Origin of the sequence: Streptomyces sp. NPDC053542 (genome assembly GCF_044544685.1) — a bacterium.
Taxonomy (GTDB): domain Bacteria; phylum Actinomycetota; class Actinomycetes; order Streptomycetales; family Streptomycetaceae; genus Streptomyces.
Map to the genome: position 1 here is coordinate 25,054 of NZ_JBITXL010000006.1, position 24,268 is coordinate 49,321.

Annotated in this window: 21 protein-coding genes; 11 read left to right on the forward strand and 10 right to left on the reverse strand. The window is 70.8% G+C overall.

Features of this window, described 5'->3' with window-relative positions:
* The first annotated feature begins 15 nt into the window (after nt 1-15).
* The 4 genes from ACIGXO_RS17945 to ACIGXO_RS17960 all read left to right on the forward strand — a co-directional run bounded on the left by ACIGXO_RS17945 (nt 16) and on the right by ACIGXO_RS17960 (nt 5,978).
* Nucleotides 16-768, forward strand: a complete 753-nt coding sequence (locus ACIGXO_RS17945) for a TIGR03089 family protein (RefSeq protein ID WP_399787187.1) — start codon at nt 16-18, stop codon at nt 766-768.
* 222 nt (nt 769-990) lie between these two features.
* Nucleotides 991-2,250, forward strand: coding sequence for an LCP family protein (locus tag ACIGXO_RS17950; RefSeq protein ID WP_399787190.1), 1,260 nt, complete (start codon nt 991-993; stop codon nt 2,248-2,250).
* A gap of 218 nt (nt 2,251-2,468) precedes the next feature.
* Entirely contained in the window at nt 2,469-4,229 is a 1,761-nt protein-coding gene (locus ACIGXO_RS17955; protein ID WP_399787192.1) for an LCP family protein, read from the forward strand.
* 99 nt (nt 4,230-4,328) lie between these two features.
* Nucleotides 4,329-5,978: an LCP family protein gene (locus ACIGXO_RS17960; protein WP_399787195.1), complete on the forward strand. Its 1,650-nt coding sequence runs from the start codon at nt 4,329-4,331 to the stop codon at nt 5,976-5,978.
* A gap of 73 nt (nt 5,979-6,051) precedes the next feature.
* Here the strand turns inward: ACIGXO_RS17960 and ACIGXO_RS17965 are convergent, their stop codons facing one another.
* The gene (locus ACIGXO_RS17965; RefSeq protein ID WP_399787199.1) at nt 6,052-7,098 is read right to left on the reverse strand and encodes a glycosyltransferase family 2 protein; all 1,047 of its coding nucleotides are present in this window, start codon (nt 7,096-7,098) and stop codon (nt 6,052-6,054) included.
* 143 nt (nt 7,099-7,241) lie between these two features.
* On the opposite strand from ACIGXO_RS17965, the gene ACIGXO_RS17970 reads away from it, so the two are divergent.
* Nucleotides 7,242-8,684 (forward strand): LCP family protein, encoded by a 1,443-nt coding sequence (locus ACIGXO_RS17970; RefSeq protein WP_399787202.1) that lies wholly within the window; start codon nt 7,242-7,244, stop codon nt 8,682-8,684.
* Between the two features lie 18 nt (nt 8,685-8,702).
* On the opposite strand, the gene ACIGXO_RS17975 is transcribed toward ACIGXO_RS17970, so the two are convergent.
* Nucleotides 8,703-9,257 (reverse strand): acyl-CoA thioesterase, encoded by a 555-nt coding sequence (locus ACIGXO_RS17975; protein ID WP_399787205.1) that lies wholly within the window; start codon nt 9,255-9,257, stop codon nt 8,703-8,705.
* Between the two features lie 277 nt (nt 9,258-9,534).
* Here ACIGXO_RS17975 and ACIGXO_RS17980 point away from each other — a divergent pair, with 277 nt between their 5' ends.
* Nucleotides 9,535-10,830: an LCP family protein gene (locus ACIGXO_RS17980; protein WP_399787208.1), complete on the forward strand. Its 1,296-nt coding sequence runs from the start codon at nt 9,535-9,537 to the stop codon at nt 10,828-10,830.
* Nucleotides 10,831-10,905: 75 nt separating this feature from the next.
* Here ACIGXO_RS17980 and ACIGXO_RS17985 read toward each other — a convergent pair whose 3' ends face one another.
* Entirely contained in the window at nt 10,906-12,063 is a 1,158-nt protein-coding gene (locus ACIGXO_RS17985; RefSeq protein WP_399787211.1) for an acyl-CoA dehydrogenase, read from the reverse strand.
* Between the two features lie 178 nt (nt 12,064-12,241).
* On the opposite strand from ACIGXO_RS17985, the gene ACIGXO_RS17990 reads away from it, so the two are divergent.
* The gene (locus ACIGXO_RS17990; RefSeq protein ID WP_399787214.1) at nt 12,242-13,582 is read left to right on the forward strand and encodes a UDP-glucose dehydrogenase family protein; all 1,341 of its coding nucleotides are present in this window, start codon (nt 12,242-12,244) and stop codon (nt 13,580-13,582) included.
* 129 nt (nt 13,583-13,711) lie between these two features.
* Here ACIGXO_RS17990 and ACIGXO_RS17995 read toward each other — a convergent pair whose 3' ends face one another.
* Complete coding sequence (locus ACIGXO_RS17995; RefSeq protein WP_399787217.1) at nt 13,712-14,260, reverse strand: CGNR zinc finger domain-containing protein; 549 nt, start codon at nt 14,258-14,260, stop codon at nt 13,712-13,714.
* Between the two features lie 74 nt (nt 14,261-14,334).
* On the opposite strand from ACIGXO_RS17995, the gene ACIGXO_RS18000 reads away from it, so the two are divergent.
* A complete protein-coding gene (locus tag ACIGXO_RS18000; protein ID WP_399787220.1) occupies nt 14,335-14,703 on the forward strand; it encodes a VOC family protein in 369 nt (122 codons plus the stop codon).
* An 82-nt stretch (nt 14,704-14,785) separates the two neighbouring features.
* On the opposite strand, the gene ACIGXO_RS18005 is transcribed toward ACIGXO_RS18000, so the two are convergent.
* The 4 genes from ACIGXO_RS18005 to ACIGXO_RS18020 form a co-directional block, all read right to left on the reverse strand.
* Nucleotides 14,786-16,039: a dipeptidase gene (locus tag ACIGXO_RS18005; RefSeq protein WP_399787223.1), complete on the reverse strand. Its 1,254-nt coding sequence runs from the start codon at nt 16,037-16,039 to the stop codon at nt 14,786-14,788.
* A 125-nt stretch (nt 16,040-16,164) separates the two neighbouring features.
* Nucleotides 16,165-17,385 carry a dipeptidase gene (locus ACIGXO_RS18010; protein ID WP_399787227.1) on the reverse strand — a complete coding sequence of 407 codons (1,221 nt, stop codon included), beginning with the start codon at nt 17,383-17,385 and terminating at the stop codon, nt 16,165-16,167.
* On the reverse strand, nt 17,382-17,924 hold the full coding sequence (purE, locus tag ACIGXO_RS18015; protein WP_399787230.1) for a 5-(carboxyamino)imidazole ribonucleotide mutase: 543 nt from the start codon (nt 17,922-17,924) through the stop codon (nt 17,382-17,384). The genes ACIGXO_RS18010 and purE overlap by 4 nt, the downstream gene beginning before the upstream one ends.
* Complete coding sequence (locus tag ACIGXO_RS18020) at nt 17,921-19,060, reverse strand: 5-(carboxyamino)imidazole ribonucleotide synthase (RefSeq protein WP_399787234.1); 1,140 nt, start codon at nt 19,058-19,060, stop codon at nt 17,921-17,923. Before ACIGXO_RS18020 ends, purE begins: the two co-directional genes overlap by 4 nt.
* A gap of 137 nt (nt 19,061-19,197) precedes the next feature.
* On the opposite strand from ACIGXO_RS18020, the gene ACIGXO_RS18025 reads away from it, so the two are divergent.
* On the forward strand, nt 19,198-19,635 hold the full coding sequence (locus ACIGXO_RS18025; RefSeq protein ID WP_399787237.1) for a protease inhibitor I42 family protein: 438 nt from the start codon (nt 19,198-19,200) through the stop codon (nt 19,633-19,635).
* A gap of 151 nt (nt 19,636-19,786) precedes the next feature.
* A complete protein-coding gene (locus tag ACIGXO_RS18030; RefSeq protein WP_399787239.1) occupies nt 19,787-20,305 on the forward strand; it encodes a GtrA family protein in 519 nt (172 codons plus the stop codon).
* Here ACIGXO_RS18030 and ACIGXO_RS18035 read toward each other — a convergent pair.
* Both ACIGXO_RS18035 and ACIGXO_RS18040 read right to left on the reverse strand, forming a co-directional pair.
* Nucleotides 20,291-21,571, reverse strand: coding sequence for an ATP-binding protein (locus ACIGXO_RS18035; protein ID WP_399787243.1), 1,281 nt, complete (start codon nt 21,569-21,571; stop codon nt 20,291-20,293). The genes ACIGXO_RS18030 and ACIGXO_RS18035 overlap by 15 nt on opposite strands.
* A gap of 38 nt (nt 21,572-21,609) precedes the next feature.
* Complete coding sequence (locus tag ACIGXO_RS18040) at nt 21,610-22,290, reverse strand: response regulator transcription factor (RefSeq protein ID WP_030265943.1); 681 nt, start codon at nt 22,288-22,290, stop codon at nt 21,610-21,612.
* 440 nt (nt 22,291-22,730) lie between these two features.
* On the opposite strand from ACIGXO_RS18040, the gene ACIGXO_RS18045 reads away from it, so the two are divergent.
* Nucleotides 22,731-24,254 (forward strand): peptide MFS transporter, encoded by a 1,524-nt coding sequence (locus tag ACIGXO_RS18045; protein ID WP_399787246.1) that lies wholly within the window; start codon nt 22,731-22,733, stop codon nt 24,252-24,254.
* Nucleotides 24,255-24,268 lie beyond the last annotated feature (14 nt).

Genomic DNA, 24,268 nt, shown 5'->3' on the forward strand with positions numbered 1-24,268 from the left:
CGTAGGCTTCCAGGAATGAACGCCACCGACCGAACCCCCGCCGACCTGCTGGGATCCGCGCTGTCCACGGACCCGGCGCGGCCGCTCGTGACCTTCTACGACGACGCCACCGGCGAGCGCGTCGAACTGTCCGTCGCCACCTTCGCCAATTGGGTGGCCAAGACCGCCAACTACCTCCAGGACGAGCTCTCCGCCGAGCCGGGCGACCGGCTCGCGCTGCTGCTGCCGGCGCACTGGCAGACCGCCGTCTGGCTGGTGGCCTGCTCGTCCGTCGGCGTGGTCGCGGACGTCGGCGGCGACCCGGCCGCGGCGGACCTCGTCGTCAGCGGCCCGGACACCCTGGAGGCGGCGCGCGCCTGCTCCGGGGAGCGGGTGGCGCTCGCGCTGCGCCCGCTGGGCGGCCGCTTCCCCGAGCCGCCGGCCGGCTTCGCCGACTACGCCGCCGAGGTGCCCGGCCAGGGCGACCGCTTCGCGCCGTACGTGCCGGTCGATCCGCACGCGCCCGCGCTCGCCGTGGCCGGCCGCGAGTTCACCGGCGCGGAGATCGGCGCGGCCGCGGTGGAGCTGACCGGGCTGCCCGAGCGGCAGCGGGTGCTCTCCGCTCTGCCGTACGGGACGTGGGACGGGCTGGCGTACGGGCTGTACGCACCGCTGGCGACCGGCGGCTCGGTCGTCCTGTGCCGCAACGCCGACCGGCTCGACGCGGACGGACTGGCCCGGCGCAAGGAGGCCGAGCAGGTCACGCTCACGGCGCCCGCCGCGTCCTGAGCCCGCTGCCAGGCAGTTCGCGTCCGTCGCCCGACCGGCCCAGCCGGCACCCGCTGCGGGAGCCGATCCGTCCGGCGCGGTCAATGATCGTGTGGAGGTACAACCCTGCGCGGGACTCGGCCGTCTGCCTGAGTACCGGGGCCCGGGCACGCCGTCCGGGCCGCGGCACCGAGTGAGACGGCCGTATCCCGTGCGGCCGACGCACGAGGGGTGGACGCAGCCGTGGACGACAGGCCGGAGATCCCCGAGGAACTGCAGCGCTGCAACGAGCCGGCGGCCGGTGGCGGCCCGCCCCGGCGCCGGTGGCTGCGCTGGACCGCGCTGGGCGGCGGTGCCGCCGTGCTGGGCACGGCGGCCGTCGGCTGGCTCGCGTACGACAAGCTCAACGGGAACATCACGGCCGACTCCGGCACCGCGGCCCAGCTGCGCGAGTACGAGGCGGAGCGGCCGCCCGCCTCGGCGAAGAACGTGCAGAACATCCTGCTCATCGGCTCGGACAACCGCGGCGGCGGGAACCGGAAGTACGGCGCCGACGACGGCACCCAGCGCTCGGACACCACGATCCTGCTGCACCTGGCGGCGGACCGGAAGAGCGCGACGGCGGTCAGCATCCCGCGCGACCTGATGACGCAGGTGCCGCAGTGCATGAAGCCGGACGGCAGTCGTACGCAGCCGCTCTTCACCCAGTTCAACTACGCCTTCGAGGCGGCGGGGCCGGCCTGCACGATCCGCACGGTCGAGCGGATGACCGACATCCGCATCGATCACCACATGATCCTGGACTTCACCGGCTTCAAGAAGATGGTGGACGCGGTGGACGGCGTGGAGGTCTGTCTGCCGCAGGCCGTCGCCGACCAGGACGCGCACCTGAATCTGGCGGCCGGGCGCCATCTGCTCCGCGGCGAGCAGGCGCTGGGGTACGTACGGACCCGGAAGGCGCTGGGCAACGGCAGCGACACCCAGCGGATGGAGCGCCAGCAGCGGTTCCTGGCGGCGCTGGTGAAGAAGGTGCAGGGCAACGGCGTACTGCTCAATCCCACGCGCCTGTACCCGCTGCTGGACGCCGCGACGAGCTCCCTCACCACCGACGAGGGGCTGGCGTCGCTGAAGGATCTGTTCAATCTGGTGCGCAGCGTCCGCGACATCCCCACGGACAAGATCCACTTCCTGACCGTTCCCCGGCAGGCGTACGCGTACAACCTGAACCGCGACGAACTGGTGCAGCCGGACGCCGGCCGGCTCTTCGCGCGGCTGCGTGCCGACCGCCCGGTCCCGGTCCGCCCGGCCCCGGCGGAACGGACGGACACCACCGAATACGACGACCCGGCCAAAGACCCGCAGACCGGACAGACGGATGCCCGCGGGGGGAGCCATTCGAACAGCCGGGACGAAGCTGACAAGCCCGGCCATCACGAATCGGCCACGCCGGGGCCCTCGACGGCCTTCCGGGGAACCACAGCAGATCGGGGCATCTGCCAATAAAGCCTCCGCAAAGGGTGGATCAAGGACACGAAAGTATCGGGTGGATTGCCCAGTTGTAGGGACGTGGAATTTGTCACGGGCGTCGCTTGACGCTGAACTGGGCGGATAGTGTGAGCGATCCGGTCCGCACGACTGGCTGACCGCGCACTGCAATCCGACCGACCGAGCGCCTTGAGGGGGCAGGCGCCGCGTGGCACCGACGGAGGACTCACAGCACCGTGGACGCGCAAGGCCGTGGGCAGGCGGGGGACATGGACCCCGCCGATCAGTGGGTGTTCGACCCGAACACCGGCAACTACGAACTGCGACTGGATGCTGGCTCAAAGTCAGCCCCCAGGCAGGCAAGCCGGAGAGCCGCCGCCCCCTCCGCGACCGCCCCGGGAAGCAGCCGCCGGGAGCGGCGGCTCCAGGAGCGCGGCCGGACGGCGGAAGCCGACCGTGACACAGCGACCCGCGAGCTGCCCGCCCAGCGCAACCGCCGGGCCGGCGGCCGGGCGGGACACCGCGCGGCAGCGGCGGCGGCGCCCGCCGCGAGCACCGGCCGGCGCAAGCCGAAGCCGAAGGCGACGAAAAAGAAGAAGGCGCTGTACTGGGGCGCGGGCGTGATGGGCTTCGTGCTGGTCGCCGGCTGCACCGGCGCGTACTTCATGTACCAGCACCTCGACGGCAACATCTCCAAGGTCGACGTCGGCATCAACAACGACGCGGTCACCGAGGGCCCGGTCAACATCCTGATCATCGGGACGGACGCCCGCGAGGGGAAGGGCAACGAGGGCTACGGCGACATGGGCAGCGTCGGCCACGCCGACACCACGATCCTCATGCACGTCTCCGCGGACCGCACCAACGCCACCGCGCTCAGCATCCCGCGCGACATGGTCACGGACATCCCGGACTGCCCGACCACGATGAAGGACGGGACCAAGAAGACCATCCCGGGCGAGACCGGGGTGCGCTTCAACACCAGCCTCGGCCAGGAGGACCGCGACCCGGGCTGCACCTGGCGGACCGTGGAGAAGCTGACCGGGCTGAAGATCAATCACTTCATGATGGCGGACTTCAACGCCGTCAAGGAGCTGTCCACGGCGGTGGGCGGCGTCGAGGTGTGCGCCGGCAAGGACATCAACGACCCCAAGTCGCACCTGAAGCTCAAGGCCGGCCGGCACATCGTCAAGGGCGAGCAGGCGCTGGCGTTCGTCCGGACCCGGCACACCGTCGGCTTCGGCAGCGACCTGAGCCGGATCGAGCTGCAGCAGCAGTTCCTCAGCTCGATGATCCGCAAGATGAAGTCCGGCGGCACGCTCAGCAACCCCAGCAAGCTGTGGAGCCTGAGCAACGCGGCGACCAAGGCGCTCACCGTCGACACGGGTATCGGCAGCGCGAGCAAGCTGATGGACCTGGCCAAGGACCTCAGCCGGGTGGACGTCAAGAACGTCACTTTCGCCACCGTGCCGGTTCTGGACAACCCTGACGACCCCGCGACAGTCATATTGGACAAGCCCAAGGCCGAACCGCTCTTCAAGATGGTCCAGGCCGATCATTCTCTGACGAAGACAAAGAAGGAAAAGAGCAAGAAGAAGCCCAAGCCGGTCACCAAGGCGCCTGCCGCCGAGGTCCGGGTCGACATCTCCAACGGTGGCGGCCCGCTGGGCGCCGCCCAGGAGACCGTCGACTGGCTGCAGAACGACAAGGGCGCGCCGCTGACCACGAACGCCGGCAACGCGACGACGACGCTGGACACGACGCGCCTGGAGTACGCGCCCAACCAGGCGGGCCAGGCAGCCACCCTGGCCGAATGGATGGGCCTGCCCAAGTCCGCGATGAAGCAGACGAACGGCGACGCCGGTCCCAAGGTGCCGATGAAGCTCATCCTCGGCAAGGACTTCACCGGTGCCGGGGAGCCGATAGCGGCGCCCGACAAGGCGCCCGACGGGGTCCAGAACGTCAACGCCGACGACAAGAACGTCTGCGCCAAGTAGGACCGCGCGGGACCAGCAGTACCCAAGTGAAGAACGACCGGCCGCCCTGCCAGGCCGCCGAGCGCACCACCGGATGAAGGAAACGGGGAGGGGCAGCCGATGCGGCAGAGCAGTGTGCGTGGTGACCGATCACGTCGACACCAGCCCGACGCCCAGGAGTTGGGCTGGGACGACAGCCTGTACGAGGGCCGCAGCGACGGGGGCGGGGACGGCGGCGCGGCCGTCCCCGCGGATTCCGGCGGGCGGGGCCGGCGGAAGCGCCGAAGAGGCCGCCGGGTCCTGAAGTGGACCGCCGGCATCGCCGCGCTCCTCGTCCTCGGCACGGCGGGCGCCGGGTATCTCTACTACGAGCACCTCAACGGCAACCTCCGCAAGGGCCTCCTGGACCTCGGCGACGGCGGGCTGAAGAAGCCCGAGCCCAACGCCTTCGGCCAGACCCCGATGAACATCCTGCTGCTCGGCTCGGACAGCCGGAACAGCAAGGAGAACGTCAAGCTCGGCGGCGCCAAGGCGGACGTGGGCCGCAAGCCGCTGGCGGACGTGCAGATGCTGCTGCACGTCTCCGCCGACCGCTCCAGCATGTCGGTGCTCTCGATACCGCGCGACACCCGCGTGACCATCCCCGAGTGCACCGACCCCAAGTCCGGCGAGAAGTACCCGCAGACCACCGCGCCCATCAACCAGTCGCTCCAGCACGGCGGCCCGGGCTGCACGGTCGCCACCTGGAAAGAGCTGACCGGCATCTACATCGATCACTTCATGATGATCGACTTCGCGGGTGTGGTGCAGATGGCCGACGCGGTGGGCGGCGTCCCGGTCTGCGTGGACGACAACATCTACTCGCACGACAGCAAGGGCCACGGCAGCGGGCTGAAGCTGACCGAGGGCGAGCACAACATCAAGGGCGTCCAGGCGCTCCAGTGGCTGCGCACCCGCTACGGCTTCGAGGACAACACCGACATCGGCCGGGCCAAGGCCCAGCACATGTACATGAACTCGATGATCCGTCAGCTCAAGGCGGGCACCAAGCTCACCGACCCGGGCAAGCTCCAGGCGCTGGCGGAGGCCGCCACCAAGGCGCTGACCGTGGACGAGGGCCTCGGCAGCGTGAAGAAGCTGTACGACCTCGGCGGCGACCTGAACCGGGTACCGGTCAAGCGCGTCACCATGGCGACCATGCCGTGGAGCTACGGCCCCGGCGAGTCCTACGTCATGCCCAAGCCGGGCGACGCCGAGCAGGTCTTCGCGATGCTGCGCAACGACACCGCGCTGGACGGCAAGGACGCGGAAAAGAAGAAGAAGCCCGCCGCGGACCCGAAGCCCACCACGCCCAAGGAAGAGCTCCAGGTCACCGTGCAGAACGGCACCAACGGCGCCATCCAGGGCCCGGTGGTCGGCCGCGCGAGCGCCGTCCAGGGGCAGCTCGCCACGCTCGGCTACACGGCGGCGGGCACCGACGCCACGCTCATCGCCCAGGCGGACACCACGATCACGTACGGGGGCAAGGACGCCGAGGGCGACGCGCTGGCCGTCGCCAAGGCGCTCGGGCTGCCCAAGAGCGCGGTGAAGGAGTCCAGTTCGGCGCAGGGCATCCGGCTGGTCGTCGGCAACGACTGGCGCACCGGTACCGCGTATCCGGAGACGGCCGGCGGGAAGCAGCAGGCGGAGAAGGCCCCGGAGAGCGCGGACGCCCTCAACGGCGAGGACAAGAAGGCGTGCATGAAGGTGAACCCGGACTACACCTGGTGAGCACAGGCTCCAAGCGGAGTGGCGCCCGTATCCCCCAGGGATACGGGCGCCACTTTGTACTGCGCAGGGACCGCTAGGCGGTCTCCGCCGGGGCCTTCGTCACCGCCGGGCGGCGGCTGGCGATGACCTTCCTGGCCAGCGAGCGGGGGCTGGTCAGGAAGCCCCAGCCCCACGAGAAGTGCATGGTCGCCAGCGCGACGGGGATCTGGGCGCGGGCCTTGAGCGACAGGCCCTTCCCGGCCGGGACGGAGCCCGCCAGGATGGCGGCGAGGTAGGCGCCGGGGACGACGAAGCCCCAGGGCGTCACGGCCGCGCCGACGACGAGGCCCGCGGCGAACGCGCACAGCGCGGTCGGCGGGGCCAGGTAACGGGCGTTGATCGAGCCGGAGTGGTAGCGCGCGACGACGTGCCGCCACTTGCCGTAGTCCTTGTACTGCTTGGCCAGCGCCTTGACGCTGGGCCGCGGCCGGTACTGCACCTTCAGCTCGGGCGAGAACCAGATCAGGCCGCCCGCCTCGCGGATGCGGAAGTTCAGCTCCCAGTCCTGTGCGCGGATGAACTCGATGTTGTACCCGCCCTGCTGCTCCAGCGCCTCGCGCCGGAAGACGCCCAGGAAGACGGTCTCGGCGGGGCCCGCCCGTCCGCCGGTGTGGAAGGCCGCGTTGCCCACCCCGATCTTCGAGGTCATGGCGGCCGCGACGGCCTCCTCCCAGGGCGTCTCGCCCTCGGCGTTCATGATGCCGCCGACGTTCTGCGCGCCGGTCTCCTCCAGGAGGCGCACGGCCGTCGCGATGTAGTTGCGCGACAGCATTCCGTGGCCGTCCACCCGCACCACGATGGGGTGCCGGGACGCGTTGATCGCGGCATTCAGCGCAGCGGGCGTACGCCCGGTCGGGTTGGGCACGGTGTGGACCCGGGGGTCCTCCCGTACCAGCTCGGCGGCGATCTCGTCGGTGCGGTCCGTGGACGGCCCGAGCGCGATCACCACCTCCATCTCGCCCTCGTACTCCTGCTCCAGGATGTGGCGCACGGAGTCGCGCAGATGACGTTCCTCATTGAGCACCGGCATGATCACGGAGACTGCGGGGGGCCGGCTCGGCGTGGCGTGGGTCGCGTTCATCAGAGTTCACGTTACCGCGAACGGGCGTACGGGGCCGACGGCAGCCGAGTGGCGCGATGGACCGGTGCGGCGTGTGATGACAGTCAGCCGATCATACGGACGTACTGTCACTCTTTCTCCGCGTCTACGAGGAGGTGCCCTCTATGCCCGAGCCGCCCCGCACCCTCCCCCTCCCCGCACCCGGCAGGCGGCGCCGGAGAGCGCGGTGGATCGTGCGGGCGACCGCCGGCGTCTCGGTCGTCCTGCTGGCCGCGAGCGGCGTCGGCCACGCGATGGTGACCGGGGTCAACGAGGGCATCTCCCGGGTGGACGCCTTCAAGGACATGGGCAAGCGGCCCAGGGCCGCCTCCGGGAACGGGATGAACTTCCTGGTCGCGGGCACCGACGGCCGGGACCGGCTGTCGGCGGCGGAGAAGGAGCGGTACCACCTCGGCGGCGCGCCCTGTCACTGCACCGACACGGTCATGCTCGTCCACCTCTCGGCGGCCCGGGACCGGGCGAGCGTGATCAGCCTGCCCCGCGACTCCCTCGTGGAGGCGCCCGCGCGCGAGGACGAGAAGACCGGGCGGACCACGCCGGCCCACCCGATCAAGCTGAACGCGGCGTACGCGGAGGGCGGCCCCAGCCTCACCGTTCGCACCGTCGAGCACATGACCGGGGTGCACATCGACCACTACCTGGAGGTCGACTTCACCAGCTTCATGAAGACCGTGGACGCGGTCGGCGGCGTTCAGGTGTGCACCACCCGGCCACTGCGGGACCGCTACTCCGGATTGGACCTGCCCAAGGGGACCAGCGAGCTGAACGGCGGCCAGGCGCTCCAGTACGTCCGCGCCCGGCACCTCGACGGCGGCTCCGACCTGGGCCGCATGCAGCGCCAGCAGCGCTTCCTGGTCGCCCTGCTGCACAAGATCACCGACTCGGACGCGCTGGTGAACCCCGTGACGTTCAAGCGGATCACCTCGACCCTGCTGGACTCGCTGCGCGCCGACGCGGGCTTCGGCACGCGCGAGATGGTCGCGCTCGGGCAGGCGCTGCGCGGCTTCAAGCCCTCCTCCTCGGAGTTCGCCTCCGTCCCCGTCAGCGACATCAGCTACTCCGTGCCGAACGTCGGCTCGACGGTGAAGTGGGACGAGAAGCGCGCGGAGAAGCTCTTCGCGGCCGTCCGCGCCGACCGCCCGCTGGCCGTGCACAAGAAGCGCAAGGAGCGCGCGACCGTGGTGGACGTGGCGCCGGACGAGATCCGGGTGCAGGTCGAGAACGGCACCCGCGTCCGCGGGCACGCGGCGCGGGCCGACAAGGCGCTGCGCGCGACCGGCTTCGACACCACCGGCACGCCCCGCAACGCCGCGGCCCCCGCCGAGCGCACCGTGATCAGCTACGACCCGCGCTGGAACCGCTCGGTACGGACGCTGGCCGCCGCGCTGCCCGGCGCGGAGCTGCGCCCGGTACAGGGCCAGGGCCCGGTGCTGCGGGTCACCCTCGGCCCCGACCACAAGGCCGTCCACAAGGTGCGCGCCGAGGTCCCCGCGCCCGACTCCGGCGATGTGCCGGCGGTCACGGGGGACGAGGAGGAGTGCCGGTGACCGCGCCGAGCGGGCGGCTCAGTTCTCGTCGACGCCGTCGGCGACGCGGCGCTCGCGCAGCTCCATGATGGCGCGGCGCCGGGCCAGCCGGTGCGTGCGGCGGATCTGCGCCTCCTGGTACCGCCGCTTGTCGCGCTCGGTCTCGGGGATCACCGGCGGGACCCGGCGCGGCTTGCCGTTCTCGTCGACGGCGGCGAAGACGAGATAGGCGGAGCCGACCTGCTGGGCGGGCGTGGACTCGTTCCAGCGCTCGGCCAGGACCCGCACGCCGACCTCCATGGAGGACCGGCCGGTCCAGTTGACCTGCGCCTTCACATGGACGAGGTCACCGACCCTGACCGGCTCCAGGAACGCCATCTCGTCCATGGAGGCGGTGACGGCGGGGCCGCCGGAGTGCCGGCCGGCCACCGCGCCCGCCGCGTCGTCCACCAGCTTCATGATCACGCCGCCGTGGACGGTGCCGAGCAGATTGGTGTGGCTCGCGTCCATGATGTGGCTGAGCGTCGTACGCGAGACGGAGGTGGGCTTGCCCGGAAGGCTGCCCTCCGTGCCGTCGGTGACGAGGTCGGTCATACGTCCACCCTATGCACCCCGTCGGACGCCTTCTGCCCGAGACGGTCACGGAGCCCACCAACCGGTCCGCTTTGCTCCCTTTTCGCCCCATTACAAGTGCAATCACGGGCAAACGTGCGTCCCGCCTGTCCCGAATCGTCGTCTCCTGTCCCACGCGGCCCAATCGTCGCGCCCTCCCCTTTATGCCGCACCGTTTTGCATCAGCTCTGCAACAGCCGCGGTCCGATCCGGTCCCCGCCCTGTATGGCGAGGTGTACCGGCAGGCACACTTTGCTCCATGAACGAGTGGCGCGACGGGTACCCCCGCGACGACGACAGAGACCGGTATGGGCGCGGCAGCAGCAGCACCCAGCCGGAGGGCGTGCGCGCCATGCGACAGGTGCGCCGGGAGCCCACCGCCGGTTACAACGAGCCGCCGCTGCCGCCCGGCATGTCGCCGCGCCGCCGGCAGGGCGTCCCGCCGCAGCCGGGGTACGACGGCGGGCATGGCGGCGGCCGCTACGACGACGGGTACAACACCGGTCAGGTCTACGGCGGCGGCCAGGGCGGGCACGGCGGCGGATACGGTGACGACGGCTACCGCCCCCGCCCCCAGTGGGGCCGCCGCATCAAGCGGGTCTTTCTCACGCTCGTCGTGGTGCTGCTCGTCGTCTCGGTCGGCACGTACTTCTGGGCCGACTCCAAGATGCGCAAGGAAGTCGACCTCAGCAAGGTGATCGACCGCCCCGAGGAGGGCGACGGCACCAACTACCTGATCGTCGGCTCCGACAGCCGCGAGGGCATGTCCGACCAGCAGAAGAAGGACCTGCACACGGGCTCCGCCGACGGCAAGCGCACCGACTCGATGATGATCCTGCACACCGGGTCCAACGGCCCGACGCTGATCTCGCTGCCGCGCGACTCCAACATCACGATCCCGCAGTTCCGCGGCTCCGAGTCCGGCAAGATGCAGCCCGCGATGGGGGCCAACAAGCTCAACGCCGCGTACTCCATCGACGGCCCGCAGCTGCTGGTGCGCACCGTGGAGTACAACACCGGGCTGCACATCGACCACTACGCCGAGATCGGCTTCGCCGGCTTCGCGAACATCGTGGACGCCATCGGCGGCGTCGACATGAAGCTCGACAAGGGCTTCAAGGACAAGTGGTCCGGCGCCGACTTCAAGGCCGGTGAGCAGACCCTGAACGGCCAGCAGGCCCTGGCGTACGTCCGTACCCGGCACGCCTTCACCGGCAGCGACCTGGACCGCACGAAGAACCAGCAGAAGTTCCTCTCGACGCTGGCCCACCAGGTGGCCTCGCCGGGCACGATCCTGAACCCCTTCGCGCTCTACCCGGCCATGGGCGCGGGCCTGGACACCCTGATCGTGGACAAGGACATGGGCCCCTACTCGCTCGGCAAGATGTTCTTCGCGCTGAAGGACGTCACCGGCAAGGGCGGCGAGGGCAAGTCGATGAACATGCCGGTCTCCGGCAGCGTCGGCGGCAACCTCCAGTGGGACATGCCGAAGGTCAAGCAGCTGGTCGGCGAGCTGAAGAACGACGACCCGGTCACGGTCACCGCGGACCAGTGACCCGCCCCTGATCGCGCGAAGGCCCCGGCTCCTGGAAGGGAGCCGGGGCCTTCTCGTCTGCCCTGTGCCGCGCCGTTACGGCAGGTTGCGGGCCATGACGATGCGCTGGACCTGGTTGGTGCCCTCGTAGATCTGGGTGATCTTCGCGTCGCGCATCATGCGCTCCAGGGGGTAGTCCCGGGTGTAGCCGTAGCCGCCGAGCAGCTGGACCGCGTCGGTGGTGGCCTCCATCGCGACGTCCGAGGCGAAGCACTTGGCGGCGGCGCCCTGGAAGGTCAGGTCGGCGTCGCCGCGCTCGGACTTGGCGGCCGCGGCGTAGGTGAGCTGACGGGCGGCCTCGATCTTCATGGCCATGTCGGCGAGCATGAACTGCACGCCCTGGAAGTCGCCGATCGGCTTGCCGAACTGCTTGCGCTCCTGGACATAGCCCTTGGCGTAGTCCAGCGCGCCCTGGGCGATGCCCAGCGCCTGGGCCGCAATGGTGATGCGGGTGTGGTCCAGGGTCTTCATCGCGGTGGCGAAGCCGGTGCCCTCGGCGCCGATCATGCGGTCCGCGGGGATGCGCACGTTGTCGAGGTAGACCTCGCGGGTCGGCGAGCCCTTGATGCCCAGCTTCTTCTCCGGGGCACCGAAGGAGACACCCTCGTCGCCCTTCTCCACCACGAAGGCGGAGATGCCCTTGGAGCGCTTCTCCGGGTCGGTGACCGCCATCACCGTGTAGTACTCCGAGACGCCCGCGTTGGTGATCCAGCGCTTCACGCCGTTGAGGACGTAGAAGTCGCCGTCGCGGACCGCCTTGGTCTTCATGCCGGCCGCGTCGGAGCCCGCGTCGGGCTCGCTGAGGCAGTACGAGAACATCGCGTCGCCCTTGGCCAGCGGCCCCAGGTACCTCTTCTTCAGCTCCTCGGAGCCGGAGAGGATCACCGGCAGCGAGCCCAGCTTGTTCACCGCCGGGATCAGGGAGGAGGAGGCGCAGACACGGGCCACCTCCTCGATGACGATGACGGTCGCGAGGGCGTCGGCGCCGGCGCCGCCGTACTCCTCCGGCACGTGCACGGCGTGCAGGTCATTGGCGACCAGGGCGTCCAGCGCCTCCTGCGGGAAGCGGGCCTCCTCGTCCACCGGAGTGGCGAACGGTGCGATCTTCGCCTCGGCGAGCGCACGCACCGACTCACGGAGCATGTCGTGCTCCTCGGCCGGCCGGTACAGATCGAAATCGGCGTTTCCCGCCAAGGTCTCTCATCTCCCCTGAGTGCTAACTACCGTTAAGTAACCAGTCGCGTTTCCCCGAATTCTAGAGCCGGAGCACCTTGCGGGGTACGTGAGGTTGCCGACAACGACCGGATCGGCACACCCCTTGTCCCAGCTATGCTCGGCCCCGCAACAGACTTCGTTCGCACCTGGAGCGTCCATGCCCCTCAAGATCACCGTGATCGGCACCGGCTACCTCGGCGCCACGCACGCCGCCGCCATGGCCGAGCTCGGCTTCGAGGTGCTGGGGCTCGACATCGTCCCCGAGAAGATCGAGATGCTCAGCCGGGGCGAGGTGCCGCTGTACGAGCCGGGGCTGGAGGAGCTGCTGCGCAAGCACGTCGCCGGGCTTCCGGGCTCCAGCGGGCGGCTGCGGTTCACCACGTCCTGGGAAGAGGCCGGCGCCTTCGGCGATGTGCACTTCGTGTGCGTGAACACCCCGCAGAAGCACGGCGAGTACGCCTGTGACATGTCCTACGTCGACAGCGCCTTCGAGTCGCTGGCGCCGCACCTGACCCGGCCCACGCTGGTCGTCGGCAAGTCCACCGTGCCGGTGGGCAGCGCGGCCCGGCTCGCCAAGCGGCTGGCCGAGCTGGCGCCGGCCGGCGAGGAGGCGGAGCTGGCCTGGAACCCGGAGTTCCTGCGCGAGGGCTTCGCCGTCGAGGACACCCTGCACCCCGACCGGCTCGTGGTGGGCGTCGCCAGCGAGCGCGCCGAGTCGCTGCTGCGCGAGGTGTACGCCAAGCCGCTGGCCGAGGGCTCGCCGTGGGTCGTGATGGACTACCCGACCGCCGAGCTGGTCAAGACGGCCGCCAACTCCTTCCTGGCGACCAAGATCTCCTTCATCAACGCGATGGCCGAGATCTGCGAGGCGGCCGACGGCGACGTGGTGAAGCTGGCCGAGGCGATCGGCCACGACGAGCGGATCGGCAAGAAGTTCCTGCGCGCCGGGGTCGGCTTCGGCGGCGGCTGCCTGCCGAAGGACCTGCGCGCCTTCATGGCGCGCGCCGGCGAGCTGGGCGCCGACCAGGCGCTGACCTTCCTCCGCGAGATCGACTCGATCAACATGCGCCGCCGCGGCCACATGGTGGAGCTGGCGCGCGAGGCGGTCGGCGGCGGCTTCCTCGGCAAGCGGGTCGCCGTCCTCGGCGCGACCTTCAAGCCGGACTCCGACGACGTGCGGGACTCCCCCGCGCTGAACGTCGCGGGCCAGATCCACCTCCAGGGCGGCCAGGTCACCGTGTACGACCCCAAGGGCATGGAGAACGCCCGCCGGGTCTTCCCGACGCTGGGGTACGCGCCGACCGCGCTGGACGCCGTGCGCGGCGCCGACGTCGTACTGCACCTGACCGAGTGGCGGGAGTTCCGCGAGCTGGACCCGGCGACGCTGGGCGAGGTCACGGCGCACCGCCGCATCCTGGACGGCCGCAACGCGCTGGACCCGGAGCTGTGGCGCAAGGCCGGCTGGACGTACCGCGCACTGGGGCGCCCGCGCGCGTAAGCGCTCCGCTGGAAGTGCCGCGAGCTGCCGTCGGTCGTCCGCGGCCTCATCGTGGCTGGTCGCGCCCACGCGGCGAAGCCGCACAGTGTCACAGGCCCGCGCCCCTTCAGGGCGCGGGCCTGCTCAGCCTCAGCCCTCGGCCTTCCGGGCCCGGTACGTACGCATCTTCGCGCGGCTGCCGCACACCGCCATCGTGCACCAGCGGCTGCGTGCCGCCGGGCTGCGGTCGTAGAACACCCACTGGCAGTCGTGGGCCTCGCATGCCTTCAGGCGGGGCCAGGTGCCGTCCGCGGCGGCGGTGGCGATGCCGGCGGCGATCCGGGCGGTGAGCGCGGGGAGGCCCGTCAGCCCGGGCGCCGGGCGCAGCTCGGCCCCGCCCTGTGCGTCGATCGTGAGGACGAGTGGCGCCTCGGCGAGCAGCGCGCCCAGTTCGCGCTCGGTCTCCTCGGTCAGGTCGGTCCCCGTGTGCGCCAGACAGGCCGCTCGCAGCGCCTCGCGCAGCCGCTGGACGGCGGAGAGCGCACGTTTCCCGGTGGGAGCCGACGGCAACCCGTGGTCGCGCAGGAAGGCGGCCAGGCCGCCGGGCGCGGCCAGCGCGTCCTGCCCGCTCTCGATGTCCAGGGTGTTCGCCAGATCCTGGGCCAGGGCCAGGGAAGGCGGCGCGCTACGGTCGGCCACCCTTGCCACGTTACCGGCTGCGCGCCATGATGCAGTAACGCAGTTACCGCTACACCGTCGCAGGAGGTAACACCATGGCCATCGCTCAGTTCGGCGTCGTCGTGCTCGACGCCCGCGACCCGCAGGCCCTCGCCGAGTTCTACGCCGGTCTGCTCGGCTGGCAGGTGGGCGAGCTGGAGGGCGACTGGATCGAGGTGGCCGGGCCGCAGGGGCGGATGCTCGCGTTCCAGACGGCGCCCGACCTGGTGCCGCCGGACTGGCCCAGCGGTGAGCGCTCCCAGCAGCTGCACCTGGACTTCCGGGTGCCGCGGGACCGGATCGACGAGGCCGAGCGCGAGGCACTGGAGCTCGGCGCGAAGCTGGTCCAGCACGACGAGGGCAAGCGCGACTTCCGGGTCTACCTCGACCCGGAGGGGCACCCGTTCTGTCTGTGCCTGCACTGATCTGCCTGTGCTGCACTGAGAAACAGCTCCGGTGAGGGGCGGGCGGGAACACCCCGCCCGCCCCTCGTCCGTGTCACCGCTCTCAGGTCCATGCCCAGTGCAGCTTGGTCATCCGGTCCCGCCGGTCCGCCCGGTCCAGCCGGTCGATGGTCGCCGTCGACGGCCCGCGGCGGTGTCGGGCCTCGCGCGCGGCGAACTCCGCACCGCGCATCGCACGCAGGGCGTTGCCCCAGGTCAGCCCGGCCAGATCGGAGAAGGACCAGCCGCGGGTGATCAGTTCGGCGATCAGCCGCGGATAGCCGGAGACGTCCTCCAGCCCTTGCGGCCGGCCCTCGGCCGGGTCGGTGTCGAAGCCGGCGCCGAGGCCGACGTGCGCCGCGCCCGCCACGTTCCGTACGTGGTCGAGGTGGTCGGCGACGTCCTCCACGGTCGCCGCGCCCACCGGCCCGGTGACCCGCTGCGGGGCGAAGGTGACCATGCAGATCCCGCCGTTGCGGGACAGCTGCGCGAGCACGTCGTCGGGCACGTTGTGCCGGTGGTTCGTCAGGTTCCGGGCCGCGCAGCGGTTCAGGAAGACCGGCGCCTTGGTGATCGCCAGCGTGTGGCGCATCGTGTCGGTCGAGGCGTACGAGAGGTCGATGAGCATCCCGAGGCGGTTCATCTCCCGGACCACCTCCTCGCCGAAGGCGGTGAGGCCGCCCGCGCACGGGGTGTCGGCCGCCGCGTCCGCCCACGGGGTGTTGCGGTCCGGCGTGAGCAGCATCGAGCGCACGCCCAGCGTGTGCAGGGCGCGCAGCGCGCCGAGCGAGCTGTCGATGATCTGGCCGCCGGCCGAGCCGAGCAGACAGGCGATGCGGCCGCGATTGCGGCACTCGGTGACGTCGTCGGCGGACATCGCCAGGCGCAGCGCTTCGGGGTAGGCGCGCACCAGCTGGTACACGAAGTCGATCTGTTCGAGGGTGGCGCTGATGGCGTGGTCACCGCTGAGCGCGGTGGGCACCTGCACGGACCAGAACTGCGCGCCGACACGGCCCTGCCGCAGCCGGGGGATGTCGGTGCTGACGGCGGGTTCGCCGTAGTCGAGGTCGTAGTAGTGACCCGGCGTCAGGTCGTCGCCGTGGTGCAGCCGCAGCGCCCAGGGCAGGGCGTTGTGGCCGTCGAAGACGGGGTGCGCGGCGAGCAGCGCCTGCGCGCGGGAGAGCGGGTCGCGGCGCAGCGGCGGGTCGGCGGGACGCCCGATTGATCCGTACGGGGAGTGGGCGTCCTCGGCGGCGCCGAGAACCCCGGCGGCACCGGTGAGGTCTGCGGCTTCCAGATCGGGGGCGAGGTCGGCCATGGTCGGAACTCCTGGATCGGTGGCAGTAGGGCCACGGTGACACGGGAGATCCACTTCTTCGCGGTGGATGATCCGTACGGGTCACCCGCCGCGCGCCACGCGGTGGATGACCCGTACTGCCGCTCTCAGCCGTCCAGCTGACCGATCGTCGCGTTCGACGGGCCGCGGCGCTTCTGGACGTCGCGGGCCACGTCCTCCGCCGCCCGCAGCGTGCGCACCGCGTTCTGCCAGGTGAGCTTGGCGAGGTCGGCCTCGGACCACTTGCGGTCCAGCAGTTCGGCGATCAGGTTCGGGTAGCCCGCGACGTCGCGCAGACCGTCCGGGGTGAAGGCCGTGCCGTCGTAGTCGCCGCCGATACCGATGTGATCGACGCCGGCGACCTCGCGCATGTGGTCGAGGTGGTCGGCGACAGTGGCGGCGGTGGCCACCGGGCGCGGGTGCGCTGCCTCGAAGGCGCGCTGCACCTTCATGCCGGCCTCGGTGGTGTCGAGGTGGTGCAGGCCGTGCGCGCGCATGTTCTCGTCGGCGCGCTTGGTCCACTCCCCGGCCTCGGGCAGCACGAACTTCGGTACGAAGGTGGCCATCGCGACGCCGCCGTTGGCGGGCAGCTGTGCCAGTACGTCGTCGGGGATGTTGCGCGGGTGGTCGCAGACGGCGCGCGCCGAGGAGTGCGAGAAGACCACCGGCGCCTCGGTGACCCGCAGCGCGTCCCGCATCGTGTCGGCGGAGACGTGGCTGAGGTCGACGAGCATGCCGAGCCGGTTCATCTCGCGCACGACCTCCTCGCCGAAGGCGGTGAGGCCGCCGTGGCGCGGCTCGTCGGTCGCCGAGTCCGCCCAGGCGATGGTGTCGTTGTGCGTCAGCGTCATGTACCGCACGCCGAGCGCGTACAGGGCGCGCAGGGTGGCCAGCGAGCAGTGGATCGAGTGCCCGCCCTCGGCGCCCATCAGGGACGCGATCTTTCCCTCGGCGCGGGCCGCCTCCATGTCGTCGGCGGTGAGCGCGCGCCGCAGGTCGCCCGGGTACCGGTCGATCAGCTGCGCCACGCAGTCGACCTGCTCCAGGGTGGCGCTGACCGCCCGGTCGCCGTCGTAGTCGGAGCGGACGTACACCGACCAGAACTGCGCGCCGACGCCGCCGGCCCGCAGCCGGGGGATGTCGGTGTGCAGGTGCGCGGACTGGTCGGTGGCGATGTCGCGCTGGTCCAGGTCATAGGTGACCTGCTCGCGCAGCGCCCAGGGCAGGTCGTTGTGGCCGTCGACGACGGGCCAGCGGGCGAGCAGGTCGCGGGCGGTCTCGGTGCCGGCGGGGCCCGCCGCCCCGCCCTCGCGGGCAGCCTCGCTCACTTGCCGCTCCCGAAGCCGAAGCCCTCGTTCCCTCCGACCTTGTTCCGCAGCCGCTTGCCCTTCTCGGTGGCCTGCTCGTTCAGCTCCTGCTGGAACTCACGCATCCGCTCCTGCAGCTCGCCGTCGTGCGCGGCGAGCATCCGGGCGGCGAGCAGACCGGCGTTGCGGGCGCCGCCGACCGAGACCGTGGCGACCGGCACGCCGGCCGGCATCTGCACGATGGACAGCAGCGAGTCCATGCCGTCGAGGTACTTCAGCGGGACCGGCACGCCGATGACCGGCAGCGGGGTGACCGAGGCCAGCATGCCCGGCAGGTGGGCCGCTCCCCCGGCACCCGCGATGATCGCCTTCAGGCCGCGGCCCGCGGCCTCCTCGCCGTACGCGACCATCTCGCGCGGCATCCGGTGCGCGGAGACGACGTCGACCTCGTAGGGGATCTCGAACTCGTCGAGGGCCTGCGCCGCGGCCTCCATGACGGGCCAGTCGGAGTCGGAGCCCATGACGATGCCGATGACAGGTGCCTGGGAGCTGGAGCTCATTCGGTGATCGTTCCTCGCAGGTAGCCGGCGGCGTGCGCGGCGCGCTCACGCACGTCGGCCAGGTCGTCGCCGTAGGTGTTGACGTGCCCGACCTTACGGCCGGGCTTCACGTCCTTGCCGTACATGTGGATCTTCAGCTGCGGGTCCCGGGCCATGCAGTGCAGGTACGCGCTGTACATGTCCGGGTAGTCGCCGCCGAGCACATTGGCCATCACGGTCCACTCGGCGCGCGGCCGCGGGTCGCCCAGCGGGAGGTCCAGTACCGCGCGGACGTGGTTGGCGAACTGCGAGGTGATCGCGCCGTCCTGGGTCCAGTGCCCGGAGTTGTGCGGGCGCATCGCCAGCTCGTTGACGAGGATGCGCCCGTCGGCGGTCTCGAACAGCTCGACCGCGAGGTGGCCGACCACGTCCAGCTCCTTGGCGATGCGCAGGGCCAGCTCCTGGGCCTGCGCGGAGAGCTCATCGGAGAGGCCGGGGGCCGGCGCGATGACCGTGTCGCAGACGCCGTCGACCTGGATGGACTCCACGACCGGGTACGCGACGGCCTGGCCGTGCGGGGAGCGGACGATGTTGGCGGCCAGCTCGCGGGTGAAGTCGACCTTCTCCTCGGCGAGGACGGGCACCCCGGCGCGGAACGGCTCCTCGGCGTCCTTGGCGGATCGTACGAACCAGACGCCCTTGCCGTCATAGCCGCCGCGAACGGTCTTCAAGATGACGGGGAAACCGTCGCCCTCGGCCGCGAAACGCTCCACATCGGCCGGGTCCGAAACGATGCGGTGACGCGGGCACGGGGCACCGATCTCGGTCAGTTTCGCGCGCATCACGCCCTTGTCCTGGGCGTGCACCAGCGCGTCCGGACCGGGGCGTACGGGGATGCCGTCCGCCTCCAGGGCCCGGAGATGCTCGGTGGGGACGTGCTCGTGATCGAAAGTGATCACGTCACAGCCGCGCGCGAAGTCCCGCAGAGTGGCCAGATCGCGGTAGTCGCCGATGACGACATCGCCGACGACCTGCGCCGCGGAGTCCTGCGGGGTGTCACTGAGGAGCTTGAACCTGATGCCGAGGGGGATGCCTGCCTCGTGTGTCATACGAGCGAGCTGTCCGCCACCGACCATGCCGACTACCGGAAACGTCACGCCTTCAGGGTATCCGCTCCGACCGACTAGTCCCGGCCACCCCTTGGACGATCCTCTGAATCCGGACGTTCCGCACCTCTGTACGAGCTGCCATCGGGCGATAGGCTCGTCCGGACCGCGGACCAGGGGGAGGACGCATGGACGCCACCGACGGCATATCGACGCCGTCCCGCAAGATCGGCATAGCAGTCGCGGTGGCGGCCCTGCTGGTGACGGTGTACTCCCTGATCTCGCTGCTCACCGCCGGTCCGCAGGTGTACGGGCCGCAGGACACCGTCATATCCGTCGCCCCCGGCGAGCGCTTCTCGATAGAGCTGGACGACAACCCGAGCACCGGCTACCGCTGGACCGTTTCGCCCCCGCCGCCCGACCCGCAGGTGCTCAAGCCGGCCGGCAGCCACTACGAGGCCGACGAGCCGGTGATCGCGGGCTCCGGCGGCACCCGCTACCTGGAGTTCCAGGCCGTCCGCGCAGGCCGGACCGAACTGGAGCTGCGGCACTGCTTCCAGTGCGGCACCGAGCGCGCCGACAGCGGCGGCGAGCGGCTCGCCTTCCGCGTCACCGTGACCGAGTGACGCGCCCCGATGACCGAGTGACGCGCCTTCGCACCGGCACAACCAGCTGGGCACGGGCGGCCCGCAAGCGCGCTCGTTAGCATGAGTGAGCGGCCGGCCGCCGACCACGGCCCGCCGGACTCGACGCCTCACGGGGAGCTGAACCGCCAATATGTCTGGACCGAGCCCGCTGCGTTCGCGGCTGGAGCTGCTGGGCCGCGAGATCGTGAAGTTCGGCGCGGTGGGCGGAGCCGGTGTGCTGGTCAACCTCGTGGTCTTCAACCTCGTACGGCACGTCACCGAGCTGCCCGTGGTGCGGGCCGGGATCGTCGCGACGGTCGTCGCGATCCTCTTCAACTACGTCGGCTTCCGCTACTTCACGTACCGCGACCGCGACAAGAGCCGCGGCACCAAGGAGCTGGCGCTCTTCGTCTTCTTCAGCGCGGTCGGCCTGGTGATCGAGAACGGCATCCTCTACGCCGCGACGTACTGGTGCGGCTGGGACACCCCGCTGCAGAACAACGTCTTCAAGTTCCTCGGCATCGGCATCGCCACGCTCTTCCGCTTCTGGTCCTACCGCTCCTGGGTCTTCCGGGCGCTGCCGGCCCGCGAGGCCGTGGAGACCGCCGAGTCCTTCCTCACGGACGGGACCCGCTCCGAGGCGTCCCGGCGCGGCTCATCGGGGTCCTGACCCGGCCCCCTCCGCCGACGCCGGCCCGTACTGCTCGGACTCCCGGCTGAGGAAGAGCGCGAAGACCGGCGGCTCCTGCTGGAGCAGCTCCAGCCGCCCGCCGTCGGCCTCCGCCAGGTCGCGGGCCACCGCGAGCCCCAGGCCCGTGGAGTTCCGGCCGCTCACCGTCCGCTCGAAGACCCGGGAGCCCAGGTCGGGCGGCACGCCGGGGCCCGCGTCGGTGACCTCCACGACGGCCTGGTTGCCGGTGACCCGGGTACGCAGCGCCACCGTGCCGTCACCGTGCATCAGCGAGTTCTCGATCAGGGTCGCGAGGACCTGGGCGACCGCGCCCGGCGTGCCGACCGCCCGCAGGTTCTTCTTGCCCGAGCGGACGATGGCCCGGCCCGCGCTGCGGTACGCCGGGCGCCACTCCTCGATCTGCTGCTTGACGACCTCGTCCAGGTCGAAGGCGACGGCGGAGCCGGAACGCGGGTCGCGGGAGTTCGTCAGCAGCCGCTGGACGACGTCGCTGAGCCGGTCCACCTGCCCCAGCGCGATCGTCGCCTCCTCCTTCACCGTCTCCGGATCGTCGGTGAGGGTGATCTCCTCCAGCCGCATGGACAGCGCGGTCAGCGGCGTACGGAGCTGGTGGGAGGCGTCGGCGGCGAGCCGGCGCTCGGCGGTCAGCATCCGCGCGATCCGCTCGGCGGAGGCGTCCAGCACGTCGGCGACCCGGTCCAGCTCGTGCACGCCGTACCGGCGGTGGCGCGGCCGGGGGTCGCCGGAGCCGAGCCGTTCGGCGGTCTCGGCAAGGTCGGTGAGCGGCGCGGTCAGCCGGCGGGCCTGCCGTACCGCGAGGCCCACGGCGGCGAGGATGGCCAGCGCCGCGACCGCCAGGATGATCAGCAGCGTGCGGCCGATCTCGGCGCTGACGGCGGAGCGGGGCTCCTGCACGGTGACGGTCTCGCCCTGCTCGCCGTGGACGGTGGAGGCGATGACGTCGCCGGAGGGGCGGCTGCCGATCTGTACGGGGGCGTGGCCCGGGACCTCGATCAGCGCGTACCGGTCAGTGGTGATCTGCTCGGCCAGTACCTCGGCGGTGATCTTCTCGCCGCCGCTCAGCCGGCTCTCGACCATGCCCACCAGGCGCACGGCCTCCGCCCCCACGCTCTCCTGGGCCCCCGCCTGGATGGTGCGGGTCTCCACGATGACGAGCGAGACGCCGAAGACGGCGATCACGACGAGCACCACGGCGAGGGTGGAGTTGATCAGTCGGCGGCGCACGGTGCCCTCCGGGGCGGGTGGTGGTTCCGGGGGGAGCTTCAGCTCTTCTCGAAGCGGAAGCCCACCCCGCGCACGGTGGCGATGTACCGCGGATTGGCCGCGTCGTCGCCCAGCTTCTTCCGCAGCCAGGAGATGTGCATGTCGAGCGTCTTCGTCGAGGACCACCAGGTGGTGTCCCAGACCTCGCGCATCAGCTGATCGCGGGTCACCACCCGGCCGGCGTCCCGCACCAGCACCCGCAGCAGGTCGAACTCCTTCGCCGTCAGCTGCAGTTCCTCCTCGCCCATCCAGGCGCGGTGGGACTCCACGTCGATCCGCACGCCGTGGGTGGCCGGCGGCTGCTGGGGCTCGGCGGTGGTGCCGCGGCGGAGCAGGGCCCGGACCCGCGCGAGCAGTTCCGCCAGCCGGAAGGGCTTGGTGACGTAGTCGTCGGCGCCGGCGTCCAGGCCGACCACGGTGTCCACCTCGTCGGCGCGGGCCGTGAGGACCAGGATCGGGAAGGAGTGGCCTTCGTTCCGCAGCCGGCGGGCGACCTCCAGGCCGTCCATGCCGGGCAGGCCCAGGTCGAGCACGAGCAGGTCGATGTTGCCCTGCAGACCGGCGTCGAGCGCCGTGGGGCCGTCCTCACGCACCTCGACTTCGTAACCCTCACGGCGGAGTGCGCGAGCCAGCGGCTCCGAGATGGACGCGTCGTCCTCGGCGAGCAGTACACGGGTCATGGCCCGATGGTAGTCCGACAGGTCACGGCCACGATGCCCCTCCGGGGGTCCCGGGCGGCGGCGGTGGGGGCGCCCGCCCGGTTCCCGCTCCGGGTGTGACCGTTGTCTCACTCGGCCCAACCGCAGCTACGCGCGTCGTACAGTGGCTGAAACGTCCGTCGTACAACCCGGGACCTTGGCGCTCATGTGACGCCACGGTCCCTGTTGTGTGCGGGACCGGCACGACCGGGCCCGCGGGCAAATGACCTCCTAGACCGGGTCCATCGCACATACACGGGGGCGTGGATTCCGGTGTACGGCCGTCCTGTCGATTCCTCTCTCCACAGTGGTGTCGCACCCTCCTACCGGGCGTGGGCGGGCGGACGGCACTGCGCCGGTGCCGGTCAGCCGACCCGGGCGCGCGGCCCCACCCGCGCGTCCCGATCACCCAAGGATCGACCATGGCGTCCAGCCTGACGAAGGATTCTCCAGGGCAGGGAACCCCTGCCGGCGGCAAGACCTTCTTCGGCCACCCCCGCGGACTGGCCACCCTGTTCATGACCGAGATGTGGGAGCGCTTCAGCTTCTACGGCATGCGGGCCCTGCTGACGATCTACCTGCTGTCCGGCGGTCCGGACGGATCGGGCATCCGTGAAGGCGGTCTGGCGTTCAACGCCGCCGCGGCCACGGCCATCTACTCCATCTACATGGCGATGGTCTACCTCCTGGCCATGCCCGGTGGCTGGCTCGCCGACCGCGTCTGGGGCCCGCGCAAGACCGTCGCCATCGCCGCCTCGATCATCATGCTCGGCCACCTCTCGCTGGCCGGCCCGGGCCAGGGCTTCTTCTTCGCCGGTCTGGCACTGGTGGCGCTCGGTTCCGGTCTGCTGAAGGCCAACATCTCCACGATGGTCGGCCACCTCTACGACGGGCCGAACGACCCGCGCCGTGACGGCGGCTTCACGATCTTCTACATCGGCATCAACCTCGGTGCCTTCCTCGCCCCGCTCGTCATCGGCACCGTCGGTGAGAATTACAGCTGGCACCTGGGCTTCGCCCTCGCCGCCGTCGGCATGGGCATCGGCCTGGCCCAGTTCCTGCTGGGCACCAAGCACCTGAGCCCGGAGAGCAACAAGGTCCCCACCCCGCTGACCGTCGAGGAGCGCAACTCCTGGCTGCGCAAGGGCCTGATCTGGCTCATCATCGCCGTGGTCTTCTACGGTGTGGTGACCTTCACCGGCCACTTCACCCTGAACTGGGCGATGATCCCGCTGGGCGTGCTGGGCATCGTCATCCCGGCCGCGGTCCTCTTCCGCATCAAGCGGGACAAGGAGCTCTCGGGCGACGACCAGAGCAAGGTCTCGGCATACATCTGGTTCTTCATCGCCGCCGCGGCCTTCTGGATGATCTACGACCAGGGCGGCTCCACCGTCCAGGCGTTCGGCACCACCAAGACCTCCGGCGAGCTGCTGGGTCTCGCCTTCCCGACCACCTGGTTCCAGTCGCTGAACCCGATCTTCGTGATGGCGCTGGCCCCGGTCTTCGCCTGGCTGTGGCTGTGGCTGAACCGGAAGGGCAAGGAGCCCAGCACGATCCTGAAGTTCGCCGCCGGTCTCTTCCTCATCGGCGTCTCGTTCTTCTTCTTCCTGCTGCCGCTGGCCGTCGCGTCCGACGGCACGAAGGTCAGCCCGATGTGGGTGCTGGGCATCTACTTCATCCAGACCATCGGTGAGCTGTGCCTCTCCCCCGTCGGCCTGTCGCTGACCACGAAGATGGCGCCGGTGAAGTACGCCAGCCAGATGATGGGCATCTGGTTCCTCGCCAACACCGCGGGTGACTCGGTCACCAGCCTGCTGTCCATCGGCAACGTCGACATGAGCGGCTCGCGCGCGGTCCTCGTCGAGGCGATCCTCGCGGCCCTCGCGGGCTTCGCGGTCTACATGTTCCGCAAGAAGGTCCGCGCCCGCATGGGCGAGATCCACTGACGGACCCGCTGCCA

Coding starts and splice junctions, on each gene's coding strand:
- ACIGXO_RS17945 (WP_399787187.1), top strand. CDS start 16: ATGAACGCCACCGACCGAACCCCCGCCGACCTGCTGGGATCCGCGCTG.
- ACIGXO_RS17960 (WP_399787195.1), top strand. CDS start 4,329: ATGCGGCAGAGCAGTGTGCGTGGTGACCGATCACGTCGACACCAGCCC.
- ACIGXO_RS17965 (WP_399787199.1), bottom strand. CDS start 7,098: ATGAACGCGACCCACGCCACGCCGAGCCGGCCCCCCGCAGTCTCCGTG.
- ACIGXO_RS17970 (WP_399787202.1), top strand. CDS start 7,242: ATGCCCGAGCCGCCCCGCACCCTCCCCCTCCCCGCACCCGGCAGGCGG.
- ACIGXO_RS17975 (WP_399787205.1), bottom strand. CDS start 9,257: ATGACCGACCTCGTCACCGACGGCACGGAGGGCAGCCTTCCGGGCAAG.
- ACIGXO_RS17980 (WP_399787208.1), top strand. CDS start 9,535: ATGAACGAGTGGCGCGACGGGTACCCCCGCGACGACGACAGAGACCGG.
- ACIGXO_RS17990 (WP_399787214.1), top strand. CDS start 12,242: ATGCCCCTCAAGATCACCGTGATCGGCACCGGCTACCTCGGCGCCACG.
- ACIGXO_RS18000 (WP_399787220.1), top strand. CDS start 14,335: ATGGCCATCGCTCAGTTCGGCGTCGTCGTGCTCGACGCCCGCGACCCG.
- ACIGXO_RS18005 (WP_399787223.1), bottom strand. CDS start 16,039: ATGGCCGACCTCGCCCCCGATCTGGAAGCCGCAGACCTCACCGGTGCC.
- purE (WP_399787230.1), bottom strand. CDS start 17,924: ATGAGCTCCAGCTCCCAGGCACCTGTCATCGGCATCGTCATGGGCTCC.
- ACIGXO_RS18025 (WP_399787237.1), top strand. CDS start 19,198: ATGGACGCCACCGACGGCATATCGACGCCGTCCCGCAAGATCGGCATA.
- ACIGXO_RS18030 (WP_399787239.1), top strand. CDS start 19,787: ATGTCTGGACCGAGCCCGCTGCGTTCGCGGCTGGAGCTGCTGGGCCGC.
- ACIGXO_RS18040 (WP_030265943.1), bottom strand. CDS start 22,290: ATGACCCGTGTACTGCTCGCCGAGGACGACGCGTCCATCTCGGAGCCG.
- ACIGXO_RS18045 (WP_399787246.1), top strand. CDS start 22,731: ATGGCGTCCAGCCTGACGAAGGATTCTCCAGGGCAGGGAACCCCTGCC.